This is a genomic window from Prosthecobacter sp. SYSU 5D2 (genome assembly GCF_039655865.1).
Classification (GTDB): Bacteria; Verrucomicrobiota; Verrucomicrobiia; order Verrucomicrobiales; family Verrucomicrobiaceae; genus Prosthecobacter.
Genome location: NZ_JBBYXL010000004.1, coordinates 354,999 through 376,217, shown reverse-complemented (window position 1 = coordinate 376,217; position 21,219 = coordinate 354,999). Strand labels below are relative to the sequence as shown.

General features: G+C 60.2%; 18 protein-coding genes and 1 tRNA gene. 14 read left to right on the top strand and 5 right to left on the bottom strand.

All coding sequences use genetic code 11. The features are described from left to right. Nucleotides 1-5: 5 nt before the first annotated feature. Nucleotides 6-1,502: an AMP-binding protein gene (locus WJU23_RS09015; RefSeq protein WP_346332224.1), complete on the bottom strand. Its 1,497-nt coding sequence runs from the start codon at nucleotides 1,500-1,502 to the stop codon at nucleotides 6-8. Continuing rightward, nucleotides 1,453-2,499 carry a patatin-like phospholipase family protein gene (locus tag WJU23_RS09010; RefSeq protein ID WP_346332223.1) on the bottom strand — a complete coding sequence of 349 codons (1,047 nt, stop codon included), beginning with the start codon at nucleotides 2,497-2,499 and terminating at the stop codon, nucleotides 1,453-1,455. Before WJU23_RS09010 ends, WJU23_RS09015 begins: the two co-directional genes overlap by 50 nt. Before the next feature lie 237 nt (nucleotides 2,500-2,736). Between WJU23_RS09010 and WJU23_RS09005 the strand changes: the two genes are divergently transcribed. Next, nucleotides 2,737-3,666 (top strand): bifunctional riboflavin kinase/FAD synthetase, encoded by a 930-nt coding sequence (locus WJU23_RS09005; protein WP_346332222.1) that lies wholly within the window; start codon nucleotides 2,737-2,739, stop codon nucleotides 3,664-3,666. On the opposite strand, the gene WJU23_RS09000 is transcribed toward WJU23_RS09005, so the two are convergent. Then, the gene (locus WJU23_RS09000) at nucleotides 3,649-4,605 is read right to left on the bottom strand and encodes an endonuclease/exonuclease/phosphatase family protein (RefSeq protein ID WP_346332221.1); all 957 of its coding nucleotides are present in this window, start codon (nucleotides 4,603-4,605) and stop codon (nucleotides 3,649-3,651) included. The two genes, WJU23_RS09005 and WJU23_RS09000, sit on opposite strands and share 18 nt — an antisense overlap. A 17-nt stretch (nucleotides 4,606-4,622) precedes the next feature. Next, nucleotides 4,623-4,898 (bottom strand): twin-arginine translocase TatA/TatE family subunit, encoded by a 276-nt coding sequence (locus WJU23_RS08995; RefSeq protein ID WP_346332220.1) that lies wholly within the window; start codon nucleotides 4,896-4,898, stop codon nucleotides 4,623-4,625. Between the two features lie 188 nt (nucleotides 4,899-5,086). On the opposite strand from WJU23_RS08995, the gene WJU23_RS08990 reads away from it, so the two are divergent. From WJU23_RS08990 to WJU23_RS08930, 13 genes are all read left to right on the top strand, one after another. Continuing rightward, entirely contained in the window at nucleotides 5,087-6,028 is a 942-nt protein-coding gene (locus WJU23_RS08990) for an ATP-binding cassette domain-containing protein (protein ID WP_346332219.1), read from the top strand. Nucleotides 6,029-6,044: 16 nt separating this feature from the next. After that, a complete protein-coding gene (locus WJU23_RS08985; protein ID WP_346332218.1) occupies nucleotides 6,045-6,803 on the top strand; it encodes an ABC transporter permease in 759 nt (252 codons plus the stop codon). A 45-nt stretch (nucleotides 6,804-6,848) separates the two neighbouring features. Beyond that, a complete protein-coding gene (locus WJU23_RS08980) occupies nucleotides 6,849-8,339 on the top strand; it encodes a GldG family protein (RefSeq protein ID WP_346332217.1) in 1,491 nt (496 codons plus the stop codon). A gap of 11 nt (nucleotides 8,340-8,350) precedes the next feature. Beyond that, complete coding sequence (locus tag WJU23_RS08975) at nucleotides 8,351-10,210, top strand: DUF4340 domain-containing protein (RefSeq protein ID WP_346332216.1); 1,860 nt, start codon at nucleotides 8,351-8,353, stop codon at nucleotides 10,208-10,210. 109 nt (nucleotides 10,211-10,319) lie between these two features. Further along, nucleotides 10,320-11,399: an alanine--glyoxylate aminotransferase family protein gene (locus WJU23_RS08970; protein ID WP_346332215.1), complete on the top strand. Its 1,080-nt coding sequence runs from the start codon at nucleotides 10,320-10,322 to the stop codon at nucleotides 11,397-11,399. A gap of 47 nt (nucleotides 11,400-11,446) precedes the next feature. Then, nucleotides 11,447-11,737, top strand: coding sequence for a hypothetical protein (locus WJU23_RS08965; protein ID WP_346332214.1), 291 nt, complete (start codon nucleotides 11,447-11,449; stop codon nucleotides 11,735-11,737). A gap of 3 nt (nucleotides 11,738-11,740) precedes the next feature. Then, the gene (gene lpxI, locus WJU23_RS08960) at nucleotides 11,741-12,553 is read left to right on the top strand and encodes a UDP-2,3-diacylglucosamine diphosphatase LpxI (RefSeq protein ID WP_346332213.1); all 813 of its coding nucleotides are present in this window, start codon (nucleotides 11,741-11,743) and stop codon (nucleotides 12,551-12,553) included. A gap of 172 nt (nucleotides 12,554-12,725) precedes the next feature. Further along, the gene (locus WJU23_RS08955) at nucleotides 12,726-14,315 is read left to right on the top strand and encodes a tetratricopeptide repeat protein (protein ID WP_346332212.1); all 1,590 of its coding nucleotides are present in this window, start codon (nucleotides 12,726-12,728) and stop codon (nucleotides 14,313-14,315) included. A gap of 90 nt (nucleotides 14,316-14,405) precedes the next feature. Further along, nucleotides 14,406-14,481 (top strand) — tRNA-Ala (locus WJU23_RS08950). Nucleotides 14,482-14,753: 272 nt separating this feature from the next. Further along, nucleotides 14,754-16,328 (top strand): DEAD/DEAH box helicase, encoded by a 1,575-nt coding sequence (locus tag WJU23_RS08945; protein WP_346332211.1) that lies wholly within the window; start codon nucleotides 14,754-14,756, stop codon nucleotides 16,326-16,328. Nucleotides 16,329-16,410: 82 nt separating this feature from the next. Beyond that, nucleotides 16,411-17,166, top strand: coding sequence for a CAAX prenyl protease-related protein (locus tag WJU23_RS08940; protein ID WP_346332210.1), 756 nt, complete (start codon nucleotides 16,411-16,413; stop codon nucleotides 17,164-17,166). 64 nt (nucleotides 17,167-17,230) lie between these two features. Next, complete coding sequence (locus WJU23_RS08935) at nucleotides 17,231-19,120, top strand: O-antigen ligase family protein (protein ID WP_346332209.1); 1,890 nt, start codon at nucleotides 17,231-17,233, stop codon at nucleotides 19,118-19,120. Nucleotides 19,121-19,123: 3 nt separating this feature from the next. Next, nucleotides 19,124-19,774 (top strand): ElyC/SanA/YdcF family protein, encoded by a 651-nt coding sequence (locus WJU23_RS08930; protein WP_346332208.1) that lies wholly within the window; start codon nucleotides 19,124-19,126, stop codon nucleotides 19,772-19,774. Here WJU23_RS08930 and WJU23_RS08925 read toward each other — a convergent pair. Beyond that, on the bottom strand, nucleotides 19,771-21,192 hold the full coding sequence (locus WJU23_RS08925; protein ID WP_346332207.1) for a hypothetical protein: 1,422 nt from the start codon (nucleotides 21,190-21,192) through the stop codon (nucleotides 19,771-19,773). The two genes, WJU23_RS08930 and WJU23_RS08925, sit on opposite strands and share 4 nt — an antisense overlap. Nucleotides 21,193-21,219: the final 27 nt, after the last annotated feature.

The window sequence follows — 21,219 nt, the reverse complement described above, 5'->3', positions numbered from 1 at the left end:
GAGGCTCATTTCTGGTTCACTAAGGATTCGGCCTTGATGGGTTGGTTGCGTCTGTCTAACAGCTTGACCTCCTTGAGCAGCTTGCCCACGCCCAGGCGTTCGCGCAGGTCGGGGAGGTCGTGAAAATGGATGGCGTTGGGGTGGATTTCGGTGACTTCAGAGAAGCGCCGCTCGATGCGCTGCTCCAGGTCGCGGGCGTTCATGCCCGGTTCAGGGGCCACGTGCAGGATCAGCTCGTCCACCTCCAGCGGGTCGTTATCGCGTTTGGTCAGCTCGATCTGCCAGGCGGCCACGCCTTTCTGGTCATCCAGGAGATGCTCCAGGATGTTAAAATTCACCAGCGTGCCTTTGACCTTGTCCAGGTGCAGCTCGCGCACCTCGCTGACGCGGCTGATGGGGCCGAGCAGGCGCGGGCAGGTGCGGCCGCAGTGCGGGCAGCGCTGCCAGGTCATGCCGCCTTCGGCAATGTCACCCGTGCGGTAGCGCAGCACCACGGTGCCCCGCGCATCCAGCGGCGTGAAGACGATCTCCCCGGGATGACCAGGGGCCACGGGCCGCCCGGTGCGCGGGTCCACCAGCTCAATGAAAGCCAGGTCCGGGCTGATGTGAAAGCCGCTGGCGCCGGATTCCGCCGGGCATTCGGAAAAGGCCATCTTCGCCTCGGTAAAGCCATAGGTGCTGATGACGCTCACTTCATCCCCGCCCAGCTCATGGACCAGGTCCACCAGGCGGGCCCGCAGCCCTTCGGCCACCTTTTCACCGCCCAGGACAACACGCTTGATGTTAGGCCAGTGTTTGCCGTTTTCCACCGCCTGCCGCATCAGGTGATACATGAAGGTGGGCATGCCGATGAGTACATCCGGCTGGATGCGGTCAATGAGGTTCATGTTCCCCTCCGTGCCTAGCGACTTGCCGCCGCCGGTGCTGACCATGAAAGTGCCAAAGCTCATCCCCGCATGGTGCGTCTGCCAGAAGGCCAGATGCGGCGCAAAGGGGAAGGCATTCACATGGCGGAACTCCCGCTGCGACTGCCCGCACTCCATCAGCCTGCGGCCTGCGGTGTCCAGATTCGCCAGGTCATGCTTGGTGAAAAGGAAGGGCACCGGGTCAGAGGACCGGCCCGTGGTGCTGGTCAGCATCACCGGGCGGAATTCATCCTCCAGCGCCCCTTTGGCCGCAGCACGACCATGCAGCACGGCATTCAGGATGACACCCCATTCCTTGCGCAGGGCGGCCTCCTCCGGCATCAGGATAAACTCCCGCTGCTGCTCACGCGGCACCGTCAGGTCCGCCTTGGTGGTGAAGGGCGCGTCGGACCAGTCGTCGTAGGACTTGAGGTCACCGACTTCCAGGCCGTGCTCTTTGAAGAGACGGTTGTAGTGGGCGCTGAAAGGCAGCACCCGGTGGCTGAGGTAGTCGCGCAGCCGGCGGAACTGCCAGTCGTGCCAGACCTCAGGCGGCGCAGAATCCCACGCTGGAGGGTTCGAGGAGAGAATTTTCATGGTTGTATTCCTTGTTAGGGGTGGACTGGCCCAGCAGCGCATAGATCTGCGGCAGGGCCTCTTCTGCCGCGCGGCGGCCCGCGCGGATATAGCGGTCGAAGTTTTCAAAATCGAACCAGGTGCTTTCACAAAAGAAGGGATGGATCACCACATCCGCGCTCCGGCATTCCTTTTCCGCCAGGCCGAGCTGGGCGCACATGAGCGCGCGGCGAAAGGTGTCCATCACGTTGCCATGGGCCAGCAGGTTTACCGGCCGCAGCAGGTAGTTCACCGTGCGGATGAAGATGTTTTTATGCACCTTCGGGGGTACAAAGGCCAGGTCCTTGCAGTGCAGCACATCCTGGCTGTTGGGCAGCACATTCACCGCGATCACAGCATCCAGTTTGAAGCGCTCCCGCAGCAGGCCCACAGGCAGCGGCTCGGCAGCTCCGCCATCGGTAAAACGGCGTCCGTCAATGTGCACCGGGGCACACACACCCGGGATGGCGGCGCTGGCATGCACCGCAGGCCCCAGCGGACCGCTGTCGAAGACATGAGCCGCCATCGTGTCCAGATCCGTGGCCACGATGAGCAGCGGGATGTCCAGCTCCTCAAAGGTGCGCGCCCCGAGCGACCGCTCCAGATGGCGGCGGATCTTCATGCCGCGGATCAGCCCGGTGGTGGGCGGAAAAATGGGGTCCATCAGCCGCAGCAAAGTGCGGCGGTCCTTGATTTCGCGCGCCAGCGATTCCAGGTCCTGGGTGTTAAACCCCGAGGCGTGAAGCGCGCCGACGTAGGCTCCCATGCTGGTGCCTGCGACGGCTGCCAGAGGGATTTGATGCTCCTCCAAAACTTGCAAAACGCCGACATGGGCCAGCCCGCGTGCCCCGCCGCCAGACAGTGCCAGGCCGATGCGTGGCTGCCCTGGAGCGGGTGTTGCCGCACCGCCGCCTGCCATCCCCGGATCTTCCGCATTCCGCATCCATCCGGGGGAGGATGGATTCAAATTGGGGTTCATGGTTGATGTTCCTTTCTTGCTGTTTTAGACCGTCTATTTGCCCGATTTGTTCAACATTTATGATCTAATGGATAAAGGTTTTCCGAGGGGGTGTGGCATTATGCAAATTTCGTTAGACTCCTCTGCAAGCAGCGTTCCCCGACGGGCCGCCTTGCCCCATCGCCCTCACATTCTCCGGCTGTAGCCGTCATCCAGCCTTTGCCAAACCGCATCTCCTGGGCGTATGGAAGGGACGTCATGCTGCAATTGCGTTCCATCCACGAGCTTTCCCAGATTCCCGGCCCTGTTTCCCTGGCCATTGGTGTCTTTGATGGCGTGCATCTGGGGCATCAGGAGGTCATCCGGGCGGCGCAGGAGCATGCGGTGCAGCATCATGGGCAGGCGGTGGTCATGAGCTTTGACCCGCATCCCCTCAGCGTGCTGCGGCCGGACATGATGCCGAAGCGGCTGTGCGGGGAAAAACTGCGGGCTCGGCTGCTGGCGGAGATGGGTGTGGCGGGCACTTTGCTTTGTCCCTTCACCTGCGAGGTGGCGGAGACCTCGGCCGAAGAATTTGTCCGCTCCCTGGTGGCTGCCTGCCGCCCGCTCGGGTGCATTTCAGTCGGCTACACCTGGAGTTTCGGGAAGAACCGGAGCGGCAACATTCACTCCCTCATGGACCTGGGCCAGCAGCATGACTTTGCCGTCTATGGGGTGCCGCCCATCCGCCTGGATGGGGAGGTGGTCAGCAGCACGCTGATCCGCGATGCCGTGACCGTCGGTGACCTTGTCCGTGCCGGAGCCCTGCTGGGCCGGCCCTACTCCTTGCTGGGCCAGGTCATCGCAGGCCGCCAGCTCGCCCGCCAGCTCGGTTTTCCCACCGCCAATGTCCGCCCCGAGGCGGAGGTGCTGCCACCCTTTGGTGTCTATGCCGTGCAGGCCCGCATTGCGGACGACTGGCGGCCCGGCATCGCCAATCTCGGCATCCGCCCGACCGTGGAGTCAGATGTCGTGGCGCCAGCCCTGGAAATACATGTTTTTGACTGGGAAGGGGACCTCTACGGCCAGGACGTGGAGGTGCGTATGGGAACCTTCCTGCGCCCCGAGAAAAAATTCAGCGGTGTCGAAGAACTCCTGACCCAGATCCGCACCGATGTGACCCGTGCCCGCTCACTGCTGAGCGCGTGAAGAGTTGCGCCCCGGCTTGATCGTCATGACGATGGGGCGGTGGTCGCTGGCTTTGTCAAAATCGGCGGCGGTATGGATATAGGAGCCTTTCATGTCCACTCGGGGCCGAAGGCTGCGGCTGACAAATAAGTAGTCCAGCCTGCCATAAACATCCGCGTCATCCCAAAAATGGGTCCAAACCAGCCCGTGCGCATCCTGCAGATGCAGGTCCGTCATGTAGCCGGGGCTGGCGCGGGAGCCGATGATGGCACTGATGGCGGGTTCATTGCGATGCTCGTTGAAGTCGCCATAGCAGACGACCTGGGCTCCGGGTTCCTGCACAAAGAGCCTGTCCATGTGCAACCGCAACAGATGCGCTTCATTGCGGCGCATAAGGGTTTCGTCGGCTTCAGGAATCGCCCGTTTGGATTTCAAATGCACCCCCAGAAAACGCACCTGGAAATCCGTGGTGATACTGACTGTCGCATCCAGGATGCCTCGCTGCATGGGGAAGGAGGCGGCTCCCATCTGGTAATAGAGCCTGTTTTGAGAATTTCGCCCCATGATCGGGTAGCGGGACAGCAGCCCCAGGCTGCGGGTGGGATCTGCGCCAGCGCAATGCTCCAGATGCGGCAGGTCAATTCCCTCCGATTGAAGGCGCGACTGGATCTCCTTCAAGTCCGCGACGCTGCCAATCTCGCACAATCCCAGGATATCCGGCCGGATGTCGGCGAGAAACTCCACCACTTTCGCCTTTTCCTTTTCGGGTTTGGAGGCGGGCGGGGCGTCCTTGTCACCAAAGGAGCGCTGCATCAGCAGCCAGTTTTTGACATTGTAAGAGCAGAAGACAACCGCTTCAGGCCTTTCCTGGGCCCCGGCAGGCAGCCAGGGAAGCAGCAGGCAAAAGAAAACGGCGGGGACGAATCCCCGCCGTTGAAAAAAAGCATGACCGGCGTGCATGGGGCAGCCGACAGGAATTAGATGTCTTTGGCGGAAGTGACCGGCTGGCGCTTTTCAGCAGTGGCAGGGATGACCGGAGCAGGGGTCGGGCGCTCAGCCTCTTCCTGGGAGCGGGTCAGCTCATGCTCGAACTCCTCACGGGCTTTCTTGAATTCCCCCATGCTCTTGCCCAGGCTGCGGGCGAACGTTGGAAGCTTCTTGGCTCCGAAAAGAACCAGGACGAGAACGGCGATGATGATCAGCTCAGGCGTGCCGAGAGGGCCAAAAGCAGCAAAGAGATGGGAAGTGTTCATGATTGTCGGATAATAAGGTTAAAACGGACAGGGTGCAAGGGCGGCCTTTTCTCCACGTGGGTGGCCGGGTTGCACGAGGGCGGACGATTTGGGGGAAAGTCCGTTCCGGTGTTGTCATCGTCCGTTATGTGGTCTTTATTTCAAATCCGCTCAAAAAACATCTTCTCGCGCATTCTTTTTCTTTGATAATGATTTCCGTACAAGACCTCACCAAGCAGTATGCAGGACGCATGGCGGTGGACCACATCTCCTTTGAGGTGGAGCCGGGTGAGATCGTCGGTTTCTTGGGCCCCAACGGTGCCGGGAAGTCCACCACCATGAGAGTGCTCACCGGCTACCTGCCGCCTTCCTCCGGGAGTGTGCGGGTGAACGGGTTTGATGTGTTTCGTGAGTCTCTGGAAGTGAAGCGTTCCGTAGGGTACATGCCGGAAATGGCCCCTCTTTATACCGACATGAAGGTGAAAGAGTATCTGCGCTTCCGTGGGGAGCTGAAAGGGCTGCGTGGGCGGCAAATGCGCCACCGCGTGGGGGAGGTCATGGACCTGTGCTCCGTGACGGATGTGCGGCGCCGGCTGATTGGCAATCTTTCCAAAGGCTACCGCCAGCGGGTGGCCCTGGCGGATGCGCTTTTGCATGAGCCACCGCTGCTCATCCTGGATGAGCCGACAAGCGGCCTGGACCCCGTGCAGATCCGCCAGGTGCGCGAGCTGCTGGCCAGCCTGCGGCCCAAACACACCATCCTGCTTTCCACCCATATCATGCAGGAGGTGGAGCAGATTTGCGATCGCGTCCTGGTGATCCATCATGGCCGCCTGCTGGCCTATGACACCCCTGCCAACCTGACGCGCAAGCTGCGTGCGCTGACCCAGGTTGTTGTGGAAGTGGAAGGGCAGGGGGACTTCATTTCCGCCTTTGAAGCCCTCCCCAAGGTCCGCAAAGTCATGGAGGAATCCAAAGACGGTGTCTGGACGCGCTTAGTGCTGCGGGTGGAGCCTGGACATGATGTGCGCGAAGCCGTGATGCAGTCGGCAGCCGCCAAAGGCTGGAAGCTGCGGGAGCTGCACTGGCAACTGCCCAGCCTGGAAGATGTTTTTGTGGAGCTGGCCGCCTCTGAACCGGTGAAATCCTGATACTGACTGACACACGATGAGAATTTTCTGGGTCCTGCTCAAAAAAGAAATGCGCGCCTTTTTCGTGTCGCCCATGGCATACATTGTCCTGGCGCTGATCATGGTGCTGAATGGCTTCTGCCTGCGGGCCGCCCTTTCCCTGTTGGAAAGCGCTCCGAGCGAGGGTTCCATCGTCACCTGGACTTTTGATGCCATCTGGTTCTGGCTCTCCTATTTCTTCGTCTTCCCGCTGCTGACCATGCGCCTCTTTGCCGAGGAGAAAAAGATGGGCACCTTTGAAACACTCTTCACCGCCCCGGTCCGCGCGTGGCAGGTGGTCTGGGCCAAATACATCGCCTCGGTGGTGATTTACTGTGTGCTGTGGGTGCCAAGCTACCTCAACTTCCAGATCCTGGACTGGATCACCGTGGGGCAGATTGAGATGCCTGAAGGAGCCATGAAGGGCAGCTACCTGATTCTGTTTGCCATGGGGCTCTTTAATTTGGCCATGGGCTGCCTGGCCTCCGCCATGACATCCAACCAGATCATCGCCGCCATCATCTCCTTCACCGCCAGCCTGTTGCATTTCCTGGTGGGCCTTTTTATCAGTGTCATTGGCCGTCAAGTGAACGAAACCTTTGTGGACATCACCAACTACTTTGCCAGCCGGGAGCACATCCGCACCTTCACCAGCGGCCTCATTGATACGCGTCCGCTGGTGTATTACACCAGTCTGGCGCTGCTCTTTCTGGCCCTGACCCATCAGGTGGTGGAGTATCGCCGCTGGAGGTCCTGACCTGGCCGTTTCTTTTCAAAGCTGATTTTTCCTGCCTTCGCCGCGATGCCCGATCCCACACCTGAAACTCCCAAGCCCGCCGCTGCTTCCATCCCCCAACGATGGGGCATTGGCATGAACGTGGCCTTGCAGGTCCTTTTGGTGCTGGCCATTTTTTTTGGGGTGAACCGCATCAGCTACCGCTACCACGCGCGCTGGGACCTGAGCCCGCAGCAAAGTTACACGCTCAGCTCGCTGACCCAGAACTATGTCAGCAAGCTGCCCAAAGATGTGCTGATCGCCAACGTCTTCGCCCGTGATGCCAAGATCTTCCCAGATGTGCAGGCACTGCTGGAGGAATACCGCATTCATGGTAAAGGACGCATCAAGCTCCGGTCTATTGATCCTCTGCGGGACCTGGAGCGTGCCGAGGAGCTGAAGGCGGAAACCGGTCTGCCTCTGGACCAAAGCGGAATCGTTATCCGGGCTGGCGGCCGCACCCGCTTTATCCGTGAGGAAGAAATGATCATCCGCGAGACAGGCACGGCGACCACCCGGGCCATCAAGGAGTTTCGTGGCGAAGATGCCGTGACCTCCGCGCTGATGAACCTCGTGGAAGGCGGGGAGCGGAAATTTTACCTGGTGGTGGGCAAGGGCTCACGCACCGAAGGGGCGCTCACCGATGTCATGGCCGCACTGGGCGAACTGGGACGGCAGCAGAATTTCCAGCTCCTGCCGTTGAACCTGGCCGAAATCACCCAGATCCCGGAGGATGCGGACGGGCTGATTCTGGCAGGCATCCGCTATGATCTTTCCGAGCGCGAAATCGCGATGCTGAAGGCCTATTGGGAAGGGCGGCGTGCGGGCCTGATGGTCATGCTGGATCCGGGAGGCGAGACTTCGCGTCTGCATGCTTTTCTGGGGTTGAACGGGGTGATGCCCCGTGAAGACCGTGTGCTCTATGCCGAAAGCACCGGCTCTGGCACACGCAAAGAGTTCTCTGTCCAGGCCATTTTCGACAATGAATCCACCATCACGGGACCGCTTTCCTCTTCCACCGTAAGCCTGCCGGGCCAGTCCCAGTCCCTGGATGTGCGTTTTTCAGACGAGTATCTGCAAAACCAAAACATCACGGTGCACCCTCTGATTGCTGCTACCGACCGCTACTGGGGGGAGAAAAACTACCTCGAAGATCTCCCGGTGGTGGATGACGAGGATACCAGGCAGCCTGTTTATCTGGCCGCTTCTGTGGAGCGCGGCATCGTGGCGGATGTCCGCCTGAGCGTGGACGGCTGCCGCATGGTGGTGGTGGGAAATGCCTCTTTGCTGGACAAAAAAACGGCCCTTGCGGTTAACCGGGATTTTGTTGCAGCCAGCCTTAACTGGATTGTCAACCGTGACCGGGTCAGCGGCATTCCTTCGAAGCTTAAGCACAGCTACCGCATTCAGCTCAGCCCCCGTCAGAACGAACTGATTTTCTGGATCACCTCCATCACCATGCCCGGCCTGGTGCTTGTGCTCGGCCTTCTCGTCTGGGCATCCCGCAGGGCCGCCTGACCTCTATCATCATGCATTTGCGCACCACGGTTCTTTTGCTGCTTCTTGCCGTCGGGCTGGGAGCCGTCATTCTTGGCATTGAACGCTATCTTCCCTCCACACGTGAACTTCAGGAGATGAAGCGCGGCCCCGTCAAGTTCAACAAGTCGGAAATCACCCAGTTTGAAATTGATTCCAGCGGCGGGGATGGAGTCACGCTGGCCAGCGAAGGCAAGACCTGGTGGGTGCGGCGTCCGTTTAATGATCACGCCGATTCTGAAAAAGTCAGCAAGCTGTTCACAGAGCTCCAGGCCATCGGATGGATCGAAAGAGTGCACCGGGACGAATTTGACAGTGCCGGCTGGGCCAAGACCGCCCTGGACCAGCCCCGGCACAAGCTCCGCCTGATGGCGGGCAGCAAAGAAGTGCTGGAGATCTGGCTGGGAGCACCGTCCGCATTGGAAGGAAGCCATTATCTGGGCGTTCAGAAATCCAATGACACTGATAAAGAGGCTTATTATGTGGTGAAGACCACCCTGCCGGAACTGCTGAACCCCGCTCCCAAAGACTGGCGTGACAACAAGCTCGTCAGGGTGCCCGCCGAAAATGTCACCGGAGTCAAACTGGTCCAGGAAGGTGGCCAGATCGAACTGCAGCGCGTCAACAAGGATGGCGACTGGATTCTCGTCAAACCTCTCCAAACGCGCGGCAGCAAGGAAAGAATTGGCGAGCTTTTGTCCACTCTGCTCAATCTTGAAATCAAAGATGCTGTCGAAGCTTCCGGCGGGGCTTCTCCCGCCGCTCCTGAACCAGGTACAAGCAATGCGGATCTCAATGCGCAGACGCTGAAGGTCACCATCACCTCAGCAGCTGCCGAGGGGGAGGAGTCGAAACCGGTGGAAATCACCCTCACCAAACCCCTGGCAGATGCAATGGAAACCAAGGCCACGTCCAGTCACCGGCGCCCGGTTTTCACGGTTGTTTCCAAATCCTTGAAGGACCTCTGGGCCCAGCCAAATGACCTTCGCGACCGCATGCTGACCCGCATTGATGAAGAAAAAATGGCTGGCATTCGCATTGATTCCGTCATCTTCCCCACTGTTGTCCTGGCCAAGAAATCGGGCTCCTGGTTCCTGTTGCGCAATGAGCGCGTGGAGCCGGCCAATGGCGACCGCGTTTCCCGCCTCTTTGAAGCGTTAAACAGCCATGCCGTTCGCAGTTATGCCTCTGATTCAGCGGCCAATCTCAGCCTCTACGGGCTCGACAAGCCTTTCCTCACCCTGACACTGGCGGATGAACAGGCACGATCATTCAAAATCCTCTTCGGTGCCAATGCGGAGCGCACCGAGTTCTTTGCCAAGTATGAAACGGAGCCAAGCGTTTACCAGATTGACGCCTCCCTTCTGCCCAGCATCCCGCAGGAGGGCATCAAATGGAAAGGGCTGGGCGTGCTGCGTTTCACCCAGTTTGCCCTCCGCAGGATCAGCCTTTCACTCGGCAGCAATCCTCCCCTCATCCTGAATTATGATCCCGCCACCGCCCAGTGGACAGGTGAACGTGCCCAGCGGGACATCACGCCCCAGATTGACCGTGTGAAAGCCGACCGCCTGGCCGGCCTGCTGGCCCGGATGAATGTGCAGGACTGGTCTGCCGATGCGACCAATGCCATCACCGCCCTCCAAAAGCCCGCGCTGCGGATCGTGGTGACCCTTGGCGAGCCTGGCACAAATACCGGACCGACACGGGACATCACCCTGAATTTCGCCCCCACCCAGGAGGGCATGGAATCCACCGCCCTGTATTTTGGCCAGGTGGATAATGGGCCGGATGTTTTTTACATCACCCGCACCGCGCTGTTGGAAGTTCTCCAGCCGGTTTTCAAGGAGGAGTAAGCGCCGTCCGCCGCGGGTATCACTTGCCTTGCATCCGCAGTTGCACGCAGGCGCGTTGGTTCTACCTTCCCGGCCCATTTTATCTGCCTGCTGCAGGCCCAACCATTCCATGAGCACTCACGTCAAACTCTATATCCCCGGTCCCGTCGAAGTCAGTCCCGCCACCTTCGCGGCCATGTCCCAGCCCATGATGGGGCATCGTGGCAAAGGCTTCCAGGATCTGTATGCAGAGATCCAGCCGCAGCTCCAGACGCTTTTTGGAACGAAACAGCAGGTCTTTCTTTCCACCTCCTCCGCCTGGGGCGTCATGGAAGGCTCCATCCGCAACCTGGTGAAGAAAAAGGTCCTCAACTGCTGCAACGGCGCCTTTTCGGACAAGTGGCTGGATGTCTCCCGCCGCTGCGGCAAGGAAGCCGAGGCTTATCAGGTGGAGTGGGGACAGCCCATCCTCGCTGAGGAGATGGACAAACGCCTCGCCACCGGTGAGTTTGACGCCGTCACTTTCATTCACAATGAAACCTCCACCGGCGTGCTCAGCCCCCTGGCTGAAATTGCTGCGCTGAAGAAGAAATATCCTGATGTGATGTTCATCACCGATTCCGTCTCCGGTTTTACTACGGTGCCGGTGAACTTTGATGAACTGGGCATTGATGTCCTCCTGACCGGCAGCCAGAAGGCCTTTGCACTGCCTCCAGGTCTGGCCCTTTTTGCCGCCTCAGAAGCCGCCATGGCCCGCGCAGCCACGATCAATGACCGGGGTTATTACTTCGATTTCCTTGAGTTCAAGTCCAATGGCGAAAAAAGCATGACGCCGAGCACCCCTTGCATCAGCCTCATCTACGGTCTCCGTCATCAGCTCCAGGCCATGTTTGCCGAAGGTCTGGAAAACCGCTATGCGCGCCATGCCCGGCTCAACGGCATGGTCCATGAATGGGTGCGGAAAAACGGCTTCGAGTTCTTCGCCCCGGAAGGTTACCGATCCAAATCGCTGACCTGCGTGGCCAACAACCGCAACATTGACGTTGCCGCCTTCATCGGTCTTTTGAAGAAGAACCACAGCTTCATCATTGACGGGGGTTACGGAAAGCTGAAGGGCAAGACCTTCCGCATCTCCAACATGGGTGATGAAACCGATGAAACGATCGGCACCGTCATCGCCGCCCTGGATGACAGCCTGGCCAAGCTCTAACCCCTGCACGGCTGGCAGACCTGCAACTTCTGCCAGCCGTTTTCCCCATGTCATTCAAGCCTCCAGGTCAGTGCCCTGCATGCGGTGAGTGGGTGCCGCGTGGACAGGAGGCCTGTGATGACTGCGGTGCCTGCGCCCAGTCGGGCTGGAAAAAAGACAACAGCCGGTATGACGGCCTGGACCTCCCGGATGAAGACTTCGATTATGACGAATTTGCCGAACGTGAGTTCGGCAGCGGCTCGTCGCGCAAAACTGCATCCAAAGAAATTTTCTGGCGCTGGGTGGCAGCCATTGTACTGGCTGTGATGCTGCTCGGTTATATCATGGCCGCCCGTTGACCCATGTCCCCAGACCTCTCCAACATTGCATTGATTGCCGGGAACGGCATCTATCCGGAAACCTTTGTCCAGGCTGCGCGCAAGGCCGGTGTCCGGCGTCTGGTGGCGGCCGCTTTTGTCAATGAAACCAGGCCTGAACTGGCGGACAGGGTGGATGCCATCGAATGGTTTCGTGTGGGCCAGCTCAGCAAGATGATCGCCTTCTTTGTCAAACAAGAAGTTAGGCAGGTGGTGATGGTGGGCCAGATCGCGCCTAACAATCTGTTCGATCTCCGGCCGGATCTTCGTCTGCTCATGATGCTGGCCAGGCTGAAACAGCGGAATGCCGAGACGCTTTTTGGGGCCATCAGCGATGAACTGGCCAAGGACGGTATCACCCTGCTTCCCGCCACCACGTTTCTGGAAGAGCTCATGCCGGTGCCCGGTCATGTCGCAGGGCCGGTCATCAAGAAACGCCGTTGGGAGGATGCCGAGTACGGCTTTAAAATTGCCAAGGAAAGCAGCCGCTTGGACATCGGCCAGACCGTCGTGGTGAAAAACGGTACCGTCCTGGCCGTCGAAGCCTTTGAAGGAACCAATGAAGCGGTCAAACGCGGCGGTGCATTGGGGCGGGGCGGGGCCACGATGGCCAAGGTCTCCAAGCCTGGACAGGACATGCGTTTTGATGTTCCTGTCATCGGTCCGGACACCATTCGCAACGCCGCAGCCGCGGGGGTGGATGTCATAGCCGTGGAAGCCGGCATGACCTTGTTGTTAGGCAAGGAGGAAATGGTCGCTGAGTGCGTCCAAAAAAAGGTGTCTGTCATCGCCCTCTGACACTCCATCGCCGGTTCTTTCGCAGTATTTTCTCAAATAAGCGGTAAAGTCTTGATTTGTTTGCACAAAATCGGAAAAAATGAGCGCTTCCCGCCGTGGCGGGTCTAAAACCGAGTTCTTTAAAAACCAACCCCATATGTTACTCACAGCCCTAAAAGTTAATCTTGCCTCCATGGTCGCAGTCGCCGGTCTTGACACCGCCGAAATGCCGAACGTGAGTCCGGCCCTGGAAGCCATCCTGACACAGCTTGCCGCCGATCAAAAAGCTGCCGCAGACCAGCCTGGGAAAGGGCCTGATGTCAACGCCTCCTTCAATGCAGCACTGGCCAAGGTCAATGAACTCGCCAAGAACGGTGACAAAGATGCCCAGTATGCCCTCGGTCACTGGGGTGTTCTCAGCAACAGCAACGTCAACGAGATCGTTGAGCTCTTCCGCAAAGCCGCCGCCCAGGGCCAGGTCCTGGCCAAGGTGGAGCTGGCCCAGGTCCTTCTTCAGGCCTTCCCTCAGGACGCTGAGCGTGTGCAGGAAGCCGTCAAGCTCATCCAGGAAGCCGAAGCCGCCAACAACAAGGTCGCCCGCCGTCTCCTTGCCAATCTGCACCTTGCCGGTGCAGGCGGCATTGAAAAGAGCGTGGACAAAGCCCGTGCACTCCTGGAAAAGGGCAGTGCTGAAGGCGATGGTGAATCCACTCTGGGTCTGAGCCAGCTCTACGCAGCCGGCGTTCCCGGACTACCGAAGGACGAGCAGAAATCTCTGGACTACCTCATTGAAGCCACCAAGCAGGAAAATGCCGTGGCCATGAGCACCTATGCAGCCCGCCTTTTTGATGGTGATCCGCCGGCTGAAGGCAGCAAGCAGCTCGTCAAAAAAGACCCTGCAGCTGCCATCAAAATGTTTGAAGATGCCGCTGCTAAAGGCTTTGCCGCCGCCAACCGCCTTCTGGGTGCCATTTATGAAAACGGCCTCGGCGGTCAGCCCAAGGACCTCAAGAAAGCCGTGGAATATTACACCAAGGCCGCCAACGCCAACGATGCCCAGGCCCTTTTCCGCCTCGGTAACTACTTTGAATCCGGCCTTAAAGCCAGCGACGCTGCGGACGCCGAAGCCATCGTGGTCCAGAATGCCAAAAGCGCTCTCGACCTTTATCGCCTGGCCGCTCAGAACGGTTCCGCAGAGGCCTTCTACAATGTCGGTGTTTATTATGAAACCGGCACCGTGGTGGACAAAGATCCTGCCAAGGCCTTCACCTTCCATCTGCGCGCGGCCAATTCCGGTCTTCCGCAGGCCCAGCACCGCCTCGCCGGCCTATATCAGAACGGCACCGGTGTCGCCCAGGACGTCGTTGCAGCCATGGGCTGGTATCAGCGCGCTGCCTCACGCAATTTTGCCGCCAGCCAGGTGGCTCTTGGCCAGATGTATGAAACGGGTGCCGGCGGTTCTGTCGATGCCACCGCAGCTGCTCTTCAATACAGCAATGCTGCAGAGCAGGGGGAACCCCTCGCCATGTTGCGCCTTGCCAGCCTGTATGAGCGTGGTCTTGCGACAGCCAAAAATGAACCCGACCTCGCCCGCTCCCTGGCCTATGCCGACCTGGCTGTGGACGCTTCCAACAGCGCTGAGCTGGCCGTCAAATATCGTGATGAGTTGAAGGCCAAAATGACCGCCGCCCAGATCGCCGAAGCCAAGAAAATCTACGACAGCAAGAAGACCACCCCCGCTGCGGCCGCTCCTGCCAAGCCTGCGGCTCCAGCGAAAAAGTAATTCAAAAAAAGAGCAGAAATCACTTGTCAAAACAAGTGCCGACGCTAATCTCCGGCTCCCCAGAAAAGGGGAGCCGGTTTTTTTATTTCCGGGGCATTAGCTCAGTTGGTAGAGCGCCTGCATGGCATGCAGGAGGTCAGCGGTTCGAACCCGCTATGCTCCACCAAAAAGGTGGCATATTAACAAGCCCCAAAAGGTACTGAACCAATCCGCCGTATGCATTTGCATCACCCCTCTATTTGCATTGTGGTGCTGTGTGGCCGATAGGACCTGACCGACTACCTAACCAATATCATTGTGAGCGAACCGAGACATTCCGAGCCCAAGAAAAAAGCGTCCCTGATGAGCCGCCTGAAGACAGGCATTAAAAAAGCAATTGGCCTGGGCGAAAAGAAATCCAAAGCAGGGACCAAGGCTGAAGCCCGCAATCCTGCATCCATGTTCCCTGACGAAGCACCGGCTCCTGCCACGCCGGCTGGAGAGCGCCGCCGGGATCGTGATGGTCCACGCCGTGAGCGGGGGGACCGTCCGCCACGCGAACCCCGCGGTGACCAGCCTATGCGTGAGCCGCGCGCGCCGCGTGAACCCCGTGGTGACAGGCCCCCTCGTGAACCGCGTGAGCCCCGCGGCGACCGTCCACCGCGTGAACCACGCGGAGACCGCCCTGCCCGTGAACCGCGCGGCGACCGTCCCGATGGCCGTCCGCGTCGCGGTGAGCGCCCTGCCCGTGAGCGGGATTCCGGCGATTCCAAGCCTCGTGAAAACTACGAGGCCCTGCCGCCTCCTCCCGCCCCCCAGGCTCCTGAAGGCCCTTTCCCGGAAGCTTTTGAAATCCTCGGTCTCAGCCACGGCGTTCTCGCCGCCGTCAGGGAAACGGGCTATGAAAAGCCCACGCAGATCCAGGCCCAGGCCATACCTGTGGTCATGGAAGGCCGCGATGTCATCGGTGCTTCCCAGACCGGCACTGGCAAGACTGCCGCATTCGCCCTGCCCACTCTGAGCCGTCTGGGCGCCCCCGGGAAATTCCGCTGCCTTGTCCTTGAACCGACCCGCGAACTGGCTGCCCAGGTGGTGGAGCAGTTTGAAAAATACGGCGCGCATACCGGTCTCCGTGTGCTCCTCGTTCACGGCGGTGTCGGTTATGAAAAGCAGCGCAAAGGCCTGCAACAGGGCGTGGACGTGGTTGTCGCCACGCCTGGCCGTCTCCTTGACTTTATGCAGGACGGCACCGCCAACCTCGAGAACCTGGAAGTGCTCATCCTGGATGAGGTGGACCGTATGCTGGACATGGGTTTCCTGCCGGACGTCAGGCGCATTGTTGAGCGTACCCCGAAGTCACGCCAGACCCTGTTCTTCTCGGCGACCATGCCGCCGCAGATCAAGACGCTGGCCGAGTTTGCGCTGAAGGACCCCACCAGCATCGAGATCGGCATCCGCTTCTCTCCAGCGGAGACGGTCAGCCATTACATGTATCCCGTGGCCAGCGACCAGCGCCAGGAACTGCTGCTGGCCATCCTGAAGAAGACCCACTTCGCCAGCCTGATGATCTTCACCCGTACCAAGGCGCAGGCAGACCAGCTCTATGCAGCCCTCCAGCAGGAAGGTGAATACAAAGTCGCCGTGATGCATTCAGACATCCGCCAGAGCGAGCGTGAGCGCGCCCTCAAAGGCTTCCGCGATGGCGAGTTTGAAGTCATCGTCGCCACCGACCTTGCCGCCCGTGGCCTGGACATCAGCGGTGTCACCCACGTCATCAACTACATGGTGCCGGAAAACTCTGAAGACTATGTCCACCGAATCGGCCGCACCGGCCGTGCCCAGAAAGAGGGCGATGCCTACACCATGTTCAGCGCGGAGGAGCTGCCTTACGTCGCCAGCATCGAGCGCCTCATCAATCAGAAGATCGAGCGTAAAAAGCTGGAAGGCTTCAGCTACAAATACACCACCGTCCTGGATGAAGAGGACAAGGCCCGCGCCATCCTGCATGGTCGTGGTAAAAAGAAGCGCAGGTAGTTCTGCCTCCCGCAGGCGCGGACTTCCCATGAAGACCGCGCTTGCATGATGATGCACCAGTGCGACTCCGTCTGGCTCATCCATGTCTGACCGTCTCCGCCGACTGCAAGAATCCGCCACCGCAGCCTATGTGCTGCCGCTGGCGGTTTTTATGTTATTGACGGGTGTACCGGGCTGGCTGCGGATCGAGAATCCTGAACTGCCCTGGTACCAGCGTGCGCCGGAGCACTGGCTGTATCCGCTGCAGACGGTCGTGACAGGGGCGCTGCTTTTGTTTTTTTCCCGGCACTACCGCTTTGGGCCGTGGCGTGGGCTGTGGCTGGCGGTGCTGCTGGGCACTGCCGGCATCTTTTTCTGGATCCTGCCGGCCTACCTCCATCAGCATTGGGTGACATCCGGTGTGGAGGTGCCGACTTGGGCTGGATGGCTGGGTTTTGAGGCCCGGACGGACGGCTTCAATCCAGAAGTGCTCAGCGCCTGGCCGTTCTGGCAGGGCCTTTCCATCGGCATGCGTTTCATCCGTCTCGTCATCATTGTTCCCTTGGTGGAGGAGATCTTCTGGCGCGGCTTTCTGATGCGTTACATCGGGGCAGGGGACCGCGACTGGAAGCAGGTGCCGTTTGGTGAGCACTCCTGGCCCGTGTATGGGCTGGTGACCTTTCTGGTGATGCTGGCGCACCATCCTGCGGACTATGCCGCTGCCTTCATCTGGGGTTCACTGGTTTATTTCCTGGCAGTGCGCACCCGCAGCCTTGGTGCCTGCATTGTCATGCATGCGGTGGCGAATCTTCTTCTGGGTGGCTATGTCATGGCCACACGCCAGTGGGGATTTTGGTAAAGCGCCTCCTTGCATAGCGGCATTGCATCCCGGAACATTCAGCGGCAAAAAAGAAGCCCCCTCTATGCAATTCGCCGCACTCATTCTGTTCTTGCTGGGCCTGTTCATTGCCGGAGTGCTGGGGACGGAGACCCGCCTGCTGTTTTTCTGGCCTGGCGCGGCCCTTTTAGGACTGGCAGGTCTGGTGGCCACCCTGCGCTGGCGGCTGAAAGTCTTCTTCTCACCCAGTGATGTCTGCCTGGGCGTTATGGCCCTGTTCACCGGCTACATCGCCGCACGGGCCTGGCTCTCCCCCGTGGCTGCTTATGCACGGGAGGATCTGTTTATTCTCGCCGCTGCCTGGGTGGCCTATATGCTCACCGCCACTGCCGCCAGCCATCCCCGCTGGCGGCTGGCAGTCTTTGGTGTCCTGCTGGCCTTGGTGGCGGGAAATCTCGCCGTGGGTTTCATCCATCTGTCAGGGCAGTGGGACTTTCACGTTGTGCCCCATTTCTTCCGCTCCGCTGCGGCCGGGCGCATCGGTGGTTTTTATGCCAACCCGAATCATCTCGGGGCCTTTTTCTCCATGGTCTTCTTCCTGGCGTGCGGCCTTCTGTGCTTTGGCCGGGGAGGGGCCATGATCAAGATGTGCCTGGGCTTCCTCATGGTGGCCATGGCTCTGGGCGTGGCTCTCACGGCCAGCCGTGGAGCTTTGACTGGCCTGGCCACCGGGGCCGTCATTTTCTCACTGCTGGCCCTCATCATGGTGTGGCAGACTCAGCGGCATCTGTTCTGGAGCCTGCTGGGCGGCGGGCTCTTTCTTGTGATGGTGGGCGGATCCATCCTTTGGAAGGTGAATGAAGAATACCTGCGGGGCCGCGAAATCGCCAGCCCCATGGCCAATGATGTGCGGCTGGAGATCTGGCAGGCGGCCCTGGCCCAGCATGCGCAGTCACCGTGGACCGGCGTCGGGGCACGGATGTTTTATGATGGCAGCATCCGCTACCGTTCGGAGGCTCTGCCTTCCTATTCCGGCGAGGCGCTCTTCGCCCACAATGAGTATCTGCAAATGCTGGCGGACTATGGCTGGGCGGGGCTGCTGCTGCTGGCCCTGGTGGTGATCGTACATGCGGTGAACGGGCTGCGCTTTCTCGCGTGGTTTGCCGGGCATCGTTTTTTGCAAACCGGACGTGTCCTGAGCAACAATCTGGCGCTCTGCCTCGGGGCCTTGTCCGCCTTGGTCGCCATGCTTGTTCATGCGCTCTTTGAGTTTCAGTTTCACGTCGCCGCACCGGCCCTGACGCTGGCCCTGCTGCTCGGTCTTCTGGCCAATCCAGGCCAGGAGGGCGAGGGCCACACACCGCTGCGCCTGCCTTTGGCCCGGCCCCTGGCCAAAGTGCTGCTTGCCTCGGCCTCGCTGCTTTTGCTGGCCGGCCCCTGGCTGCATGGGTGGGGGGATTATTATCTGGCCCGTGCGCAGATCGCCGGTGCACAAAACGATGGCTTCTCCCGCCAGCAGTTTCTGAATGCGGCTGTCGAGGCGGATCCCGCCAATCCGGTCCCCCGTTACCAGCGTGCCCTGGCGTTGCTGGAAAAGCTGACGGCTGACCAGCGCACCCCCGATCATCCCGTCCTCAAACGGGCCACGGCAGATCTTGAAAAAGTTGTCGCCTTGAACGGCCACCATTATCTGTATGCCCTGGCCCTTGCGGATGCCTATGACGCCCAGGGGCGCCATAATGAGGCCCTGGCGCAGATCCGCAATGCCATCTACCAGTCACCGCTTCATGAAGAGTCCCGCATGGCCCTGGCCGTGCACTGGCACCGGCAAGGCCAGTTTGCCAAGGCTGAAGAAGCCTACCTTTGGGCCAGCCAGGCCAAGGCCATGAACGAGGACGGCACCAGCCGCTGGATTGACAATTACCGCCTGCTGCTTCAGCACGTGGTCCTGATGCGCCCGCAACCCCCGCAATGAACCATGAAACGCCTCAGCCTGAAACGCATCTTCATCGTCCTCATCCTCGGCCTTGCTGCCTGCGCATTGGTTCTCGGTGGCAGCCATGGGTGGGTGAAACTGGCCGCTGAGGGCAGATGCACGGATGATGTTTCCTATCTCCCGGGGACGCCCGTCGCCCTCGTTCTCGGCTGCTCCCCGAGCATCGGCAGCCGGCCCAATCTCTTCTACCAATACCGCATGGAGGCCGCTGCCGCGCTTTACCATTCAGGGAAGGTCCGGGCCCTGATCGTCAGCGGTGACAACAGTACCCATCTATACGATGAACCCACCGCTATGAAGGAATCCCTCGTCGCCGCCGGAGTGCCCGCTGACCGCATCTACTGCGATTATGCCGGCTTCCGTACCTTGGACTCGGTGGTGCGTGCCAAAGAAATCTTTGGCCAGAGCCGCTTCATCATCGTCTCCCAGCGCTTCCATAATGAGCGCGCCGTTTTCCTGGCCCGGCAGCATGGGCTGGAGGCCACAGGCTTCAATGCCGAAGATGTCTCCCGCACCTTTGGCCTGGCCACGCATCTGCGGGAGTACCTGGCCCGTGTCAATGCTGCGCTGGATGTCACTCTGCTGCAGACCGAACCCAAATTTTACGGCCCTGCGGTGGCGATCAGAGATTAAAGCTGCTTCAAAAGCTCCCGGTGCTGGCGGTCTTCCGCCGTCAGCTCTCCGGCTGGGAACTCCGCATAGGTGCGCAGCGCCATGCCGGGCTGCTGCTCGTGGATGTAGGCCTGCACCAGCCGCCGCCGGGCCGCCTGGTCACCGGGAAACCGGCGTAAAAACTCCTGCCACAAAATGCCGGTGGACCCGCTGTGCTGCGCTGCTGCCGCCGCCAGCGTCGCGGCGAAGTGCAGGTCACGATTCTTTGGTTCCGCCCGCAGCCGGTCAGAAAGCACCTTTTGGGCCACAGGATCATGCTGGGCCAGTTGCAGGGCGGTGAGCTGCATTTCCGCGCGGTCCAGACCCTGGGAAAGTGCTTCCTGCAATTCCTTCTTCATGGCCTCATTGCTGGCCAGCGCACACAGCCTGGGCAGGGCCTGGGAGACGCGCGCCGCCGCCAGCCGCCGGTAGGAGGCAAAGGCCGCTGGTCCAGGCTGCTCATCATCACTGATGGCCGCATGCCAGGTGAGCCAGCGCAGGTAGTCTGCATTCACGGGCACCTGGTGGCTCAGTTTTTCCAAGGACAGCGCATGCTCAGGGAAAGTCTCCAGGTGGCGCTCCAAGACCGGCAGCATGCTGGAACCCTGGTGGGCCTTGCGGGCGGCCAGGCAGGCACGGTCCAGCGTGCGCTCCGGGTAGGGTGCGTAGCCGGTGAGCTGGCTCAGTTGCAAAGACAGCGCTTCCGGCGTGCGGCCGGCTTCCATCATCAGTGCCAGCTCCAGATCCCGTGCCTCTTCCAATGCGGGATGACCCGACTGGCTCTCGTGCCGGTTCAACCAGAGGGTGATGGCACGCAGCGCTGGGGCGGTGTTCTGCGCGCTGCGGCAGGCGGTAGCGAGCTGTTGCAGGGTCTCCCAGGTGGCACCGGGAAGTTCATTCGCCCTCCCGAGGATGGTCACCGCATCTGCCGTATCCCCTCTCCGCATGGCCACGTGCGCCAGATACTCCAGCGCGGCCCGTCGCGCCTCATCGCTGAGCCGGTCACCTGCGGCGGCGATCATCAGGTGGACTTCAATGAGATCCGCAGGCCGGTCATGGGCTAACCAGGTATCCAACAAAAATTCGCCCCATTCAGGTCCCAGTGCCGCCACCCGGCCTTCTTGCACCGTCAGCTGCCGGATCTGGGTCAACGGCGGAAGGTCCACCCATTCGGAAAGCGCCTGCAACTGCTCATCCGGCAGGGAGACCAGCCCCATCAGCGCCGGCGTCACGTTGCCTTCAGGAGTCTTGGCCAGATACAGCGCAATGTGCTCCTGCCTTTCCAGGCGCCTGCCTGCCTGCCCATCGTCCTCTTTCTGTGCCAGGCGATGGTTCCATGCCAGGGCCAGAATACCGTAGAGAAGAATCAGCAAAACAGCAGTGCGCGAGCGGAATTTCATAGTCGGGAGAGTGGAGAAATGACGGGG

What these genes read in the sequence shown, in the direction of transcription:
- WJU23_RS09015 (WP_346332224.1), bottom strand. Translation starts at nt 1,502, where the DNA reads ATGAAAATTCTCTCCTCGAACCCTCCAGCGTGGGATTCTGCGCCGCCT.
- WJU23_RS09010 (WP_346332223.1), bottom strand. Translation starts at nt 2,499, where the DNA reads ATGAACCCCAATTTGAATCCATCCTCCCCCGGATGGATGCGGAATGCG.
- WJU23_RS09005 (WP_346332222.1), top strand. Translation starts at nt 2,737, where the DNA reads ATGCTGCAATTGCGTTCCATCCACGAGCTTTCCCAGATTCCCGGCCCT.
- WJU23_RS09000 (WP_346332221.1), bottom strand. Translation starts at nt 4,605, where the DNA reads ATGCACGCCGGTCATGCTTTTTTTCAACGGCGGGGATTCGTCCCCGCC.
- WJU23_RS08995 (WP_346332220.1), bottom strand. Translation starts at nt 4,898, where the DNA reads ATGAACACTTCCCATCTCTTTGCTGCTTTTGGCCCTCTCGGCACGCCT.
- WJU23_RS08990 (WP_346332219.1), top strand. Translation starts at nt 5,087, where the DNA reads ATGATTTCCGTACAAGACCTCACCAAGCAGTATGCAGGACGCATGGCG.
- WJU23_RS08985 (WP_346332218.1), top strand. Translation starts at nt 6,045, where the DNA reads ATGAGAATTTTCTGGGTCCTGCTCAAAAAAGAAATGCGCGCCTTTTTC.
- WJU23_RS08980 (WP_346332217.1), top strand. Translation starts at nt 6,849, where the DNA reads ATGCCCGATCCCACACCTGAAACTCCCAAGCCCGCCGCTGCTTCCATC.
- WJU23_RS08975 (WP_346332216.1), top strand. Translation starts at nt 8,351, where the DNA reads ATGCATTTGCGCACCACGGTTCTTTTGCTGCTTCTTGCCGTCGGGCTG.
- WJU23_RS08970 (WP_346332215.1), top strand. Translation starts at nt 10,320, where the DNA reads ATGAGCACTCACGTCAAACTCTATATCCCCGGTCCCGTCGAAGTCAGT.
- WJU23_RS08965 (WP_346332214.1), top strand. Translation starts at nt 11,447, where the DNA reads ATGTCATTCAAGCCTCCAGGTCAGTGCCCTGCATGCGGTGAGTGGGTG.
- lpxI (WP_346332213.1), top strand. Translation starts at nt 11,741, where the DNA reads ATGTCCCCAGACCTCTCCAACATTGCATTGATTGCCGGGAACGGCATC.
- WJU23_RS08955 (WP_346332212.1), top strand. Translation starts at nt 12,726, where the DNA reads ATGGTCGCAGTCGCCGGTCTTGACACCGCCGAAATGCCGAACGTGAGT.
- WJU23_RS08945 (WP_346332211.1), top strand. Translation starts at nt 14,754, where the DNA reads ATGTTCCCTGACGAAGCACCGGCTCCTGCCACGCCGGCTGGAGAGCGC.
- WJU23_RS08940 (WP_346332210.1), top strand. Translation starts at nt 16,411, where the DNA reads ATGTCTGACCGTCTCCGCCGACTGCAAGAATCCGCCACCGCAGCCTAT.
- WJU23_RS08935 (WP_346332209.1), top strand. Translation starts at nt 17,231, where the DNA reads ATGCAATTCGCCGCACTCATTCTGTTCTTGCTGGGCCTGTTCATTGCC.
- WJU23_RS08930 (WP_346332208.1), top strand. Translation starts at nt 19,124, where the DNA reads ATGAAACGCCTCAGCCTGAAACGCATCTTCATCGTCCTCATCCTCGGC.
- WJU23_RS08925 (WP_346332207.1), bottom strand. Translation starts at nt 21,192, where the DNA reads ATGAAATTCCGCTCGCGCACTGCTGTTTTGCTGATTCTTCTCTACGGT.